This is a genomic window from Peptoniphilus indolicus ATCC 29427 (assembly GCF_000227315.1).
Taxonomy (GTDB): domain Bacteria; phylum Bacillota; class Clostridia; order Tissierellales; family Peptoniphilaceae; genus Peptoniphilus; species Peptoniphilus indolicus.
This window is the reverse complement of the sequence record NZ_JH165065.1, coordinates 37304-41353: the sequence shown is the minus strand read 5'-3', so window position 1 is coordinate 41353 and position 4050 is coordinate 37304. Positions and strand designations below refer to the sequence as shown.

The following is a 4050-nucleotide window of genomic DNA, read 5'->3' as shown; positions in this document are numbered from 1 at the left end:
TTAAATTTTTGCCATTCGCCTTTAATTATTTAATTAGTTGCTATAAGAAATTGTTTTACTTTTAAAAGTATTGTGCTATTATATTTATATAAGAAGTTAACATTTTCATTACTTTTAATAATTTTTTAAAAGAAAAGAGGGATTTTATGTCTGTAGGAAAAAGCGAAAAAAGAGTCGACGCTTTTGATAAAGTTACAGGTCGTGCTAAATACACAGAAGACCTAGTTGATCCACGTGCTTACGTTGCAAAAATTTTACATTCAACAATACCACATGGAAGAGTAGTATCAATAGATACTTCTGAGGCAGAAAAAATTGAAGGTTTGGTAAAAATAGTTACATGTTTTGATGTTCCAAAACATGGTTTCCCAACAGCAGGTCACCCTTGGTCAACTGATCCACATCACCAAGATATAGCTGACCGTAAACTCCTAAACGAACATGTACGCTACTACGGAGACGACGTTGCAGTAGTTATAGCAAAAAATGAAGTTTCAGCTACACAAGCTTTGAATAAAATAAAAGTGGAATATGAAGAGTATCCTGCAGTTTTTGATGCATTCGAAGCTATGAAAGACGGGGCGCCTCAATTACATGAGGATTTCCCAAATAATATAATCAATCATACAACAAACAACAGAGGTAATTACCAAGAGGCAATAAAAGAAGAAGGTCTTATTAAAGTTGAAGGTTGGTATGATACACCTGTAGTACAACACTCTCATATTGAAAACGGGATTGTTTACTCTTATGAAGAATCCGGAAAAATAGTAGTTGTAGCCTCAACTCAAATACCTCACATTGTAAGACGTATTTGTGGTCAAGCATTGGGGGTACCTTGGAGTAAAATTCGTTTAATCAAACCATATATAGGTGGTGGATTTGGAAATAAACAAGACGCTCTTTACGAACCACTTGGAGCCTTCTTAACAACTCAAGTTGGTGGACACCCTGTAAAGCTTGACACATCTCGTGAAGAAACTTTCGTTTCAAACCGTACACGTCACAAAATTACTATGCACATTGTTTCATACCTTAGAAAAGACGGAACATTTGCAGCTCGTAAATTAGAAGCTTATTCAAATAATGGAGCTTATGCTTCTCACGGACATAGTATCGCAGCAAAAGGTCTTGGCTGTTTTCATCAATTATATCCTTGTGATAATGTTGAAGGAGATGCTTACACAGTATATACAAATAGACCGACTGCCGGAGCTATGCGTGGATATGGCATCCCACAAGCTATGTTTGCAGTAGAATCTCACACAGAAGATATAGCAAGAGCGCTTGGAATGGATTCATATGAATTCCGTATGAAAAATTTAATGCCTAAAGGATACGTTGATGGATTCTCTAAAAATGAAAACTACTACGATTCATTCAGAGAATGTCTTGAAGTAGGTAAAAAAGCTATCGACTACGATAAAAAATTAGAAGAATTTAAAAATCAAACAGGAAATATTCGTCGAGGCATAGGTCATGCAGTATTCTGGTACAATACAGCAGTTTACCCTATCTCGCTTGAAACTTCAGCTTGCCGTATGGTATTAAACCAAGATGGTTCAGTTCAACTTATGTTGGGTGAAACAGAAATTGGACAAGGTGCAGACACTGCATTCTCTCAAATGGCTGCAGATGCAATCGGGGTAAAATTTGAAGACATTCACATCATAACAAACCAAGATACCGATATAACTCCATTTGGTACAGCAGCATATGCTTCAAGACAAACATTTATAGCAAGTTTTTCTATTACAAAAACAGCAAGAATTCTCAGAGAAAAAATCTTTGACCACGCATATAAACTTCTCGGTATAACACGTGAAAATATAGATTTAATTGATGGAAACCTTGTTAGAATATCTGACAATAGAATTCTGATGAGTCTTGCTGAACTCGCAACAACAGAATTATATAGTTTTGTAAACAGCGAACACATAACAGCTGAGTCAACATATCAAATAAGAAATAATGCATACTCATTCGGTTGTTCATTTGCAGAGGTTGAAGTAGACTTAAGCCTATGTAAAGCAACAGTAAAACGACTAATCAATGTTCACGACTGCGGTAAACTTATCAATCCTCAACTTGCAGAAGCTCAAGTACACGGAGGAATGTCAATGGCTATAGGATATGCCCTTTCAGAAGAACTAAAATATGACGAAAAAACAGGCAGAACACTTAACAACAACCTGTTAGACTACAAGTTGTCTACGACAATGGATCATCCTGATTTAGAAGTTTATTTTGTTGAAAATGCTGAACCAACCTCACCTTATGGAACTAAAGCATTAGGAGAACCACCAACTTGTTCCCCTGCTCCAGCAATTAGAAATGCGATATTAAACGCAACAGGAGTTGCTGCAACACAATGCCCAATGAACCCACACGTTCTATATCCACTATTCAAAGAAGCCGGACTACTTGATAATTTAGAAATAGAACTTTAAGCAGGAGGAAATTATGTACGATATAAAGAAAATTTATGAAGCCTTTACAGTTGATGAGGCTATTGAGCTCTTACGTGAACATCCTGAAGCAAAAATACTAGGCGGAGGTTCAGACGTATTAATTAAAATTCGTGAAGGAAAAATGGCAGGCGAAGAATTAGTATCAATCTATATGATTGACGAAATTCGCGGTGTATCCATGGACGAAGATGGAACGCTAAGAGTTGGTGCATTGACATCATTTAGCCACATAACTCAAAACGAACTAATTCAAAAATACTGTCCTACACTTGGTGAAGCCGTAGACACTGCCGGTGGCCCACAACTTAGAAATATCGCAACAATTGGCGGTAATATAAGCAACGGTGTTCCATCAGCCGATTCAACAACAACCCTACACGCTTGGGATGCAATAGTTGAAATTAAAGGTGAAAACGGAGTTCGTGAAGTTCCTATTACAGAATTTTATATAAAGACAGGCGTTGTAGATTTAAAACCTACAGAACTTGTTACAGCAGTTAAAATCAAAAAAGAATCTTATGAAGGATACTATGGGCACTACTTTAAATATGCCATGAGAAATGCTATGGATATCGCAACAAGTGGTTGTTCAATCAGTTGTAAATTCTCCGGCGAAAACATAGTAGAAGATGTAAGAGCGGCATTTGGAGTTGCTGGACCTATACCACTAAGAACACCGGAAGCTGAAAAATTCCTAAAGGGAAAACCACTTACAGTAGAAAATATCAACGCATTTGCCGAAGAAGCAATCAAAGAACTTAAACCTAGAGATTCTTGGAGAGCTTCAAAAGACTTGAGAGTTCATATTCTAAAAGAAATCTCAAGAAGATGCTTAGTAGAATGCTTTAAAGCTTATAAAGGAGGTCAAAATGCATAATTCAGAACACGGACCTTATGAACCTAAAGAAGAACAAGTATTACACTACGAACCACAATTTAAACTAATCAGATGTAGAATCAACGGAGAAAGAATTACTCAGATGGTTGATATGAGAGCCTCTCTAACAGATATGTTGAGAAATGACTTTAGACTTACATCAGTAAAAAAAGGTTGTGAAGTTGGAGAATGTGGTGCATGTGCAGTTCTTATAGATGGAGAAGCCTTTAACTCTTGTATCTATATGGCAATATGGGCAGATGGAAAAGACATTTGGACAACAGAAGGACTGCTAAACAAAGACGGCACCCTCTCAGATATCCAACAAGCCTTTGTTGATGAGGCAGCTGTACAATGCGGATTCTGTACACCAGGATTTATAGTAACATCTTCAGAAATAGTTGCTAAAAAGAAGAGATTTACAAGAGCTGAACTTAGAAAAATGTTGGCAGGACATCTTTGCAGATGTACAGGTTACGAAAACATCCTAAGAGCTGTTGAAAAAACAATCGAAAAAAATCTTGAAAAATAAAAATATAAAGAAATGACCGCTAGTTTTAACTGGTGGTCATTTTTATTTATATAATTAATATTCTCCACTCTTTGAATAAACAAACATATCTTTATTTTTGATTTATTTCTTATTTTATAATTTCTTTAAAATTATTTCCCTCTATCCCTTGACAGTTATTTAGAAAGTGG

At 36.1% G+C, this 4050-nt stretch carries 3 protein-coding genes; all 3 read left to right on the top strand.

The features are described 5' to 3' along the window. Nucleotides 1-146 precede the first annotated feature (146 nt). The 3 genes from xdhA to xdhC are packed head-to-tail and all read left to right on the top strand — an operon-like array spanning nt 147 to nt 3880. Entirely contained in the window at nt 147-2450 is a 2304-nt protein-coding gene (gene xdhA, locus HMPREF9129_RS08670; protein ID WP_004822630.1) for a xanthine dehydrogenase subunit XdhA, read from the top strand. A gap of 13 nt (nt 2451-2463) precedes the next feature. Further along, the gene (xdhB, locus tag HMPREF9129_RS08665; protein WP_004822629.1) at nt 2464-3348 is read left to right on the top strand and encodes a xanthine dehydrogenase subunit XdhB; all 885 of its coding nucleotides are present in this window, start codon (nt 2464-2466) and stop codon (nt 3346-3348) included. Continuing rightward, nucleotides 3341-3880, top strand: a complete 540-nt coding sequence (xdhC, locus tag HMPREF9129_RS08660) for a xanthine dehydrogenase subunit XdhC (RefSeq protein ID WP_004822628.1) — start codon at nt 3341-3343, stop codon at nt 3878-3880. Before xdhB ends, xdhC begins: the two co-directional genes overlap by 8 nt. Nucleotides 3881-4050 lie beyond the last annotated feature (170 nt).

Coding starts and splice junctions, on each gene's coding strand:
- xdhA (WP_004822630.1), top strand. CDS start 147: ATGTCTGTAGGAAAAAGCGAAAAAAGAGTCGACGCTTTTGATAAAGTT.
- xdhB (WP_004822629.1), top strand. CDS start 2,464: ATGTACGATATAAAGAAAATTTATGAAGCCTTTACAGTTGATGAGGCT.
- xdhC (WP_004822628.1), top strand. CDS start 3,341: ATGCATAATTCAGAACACGGACCTTATGAACCTAAAGAAGAACAAGTA.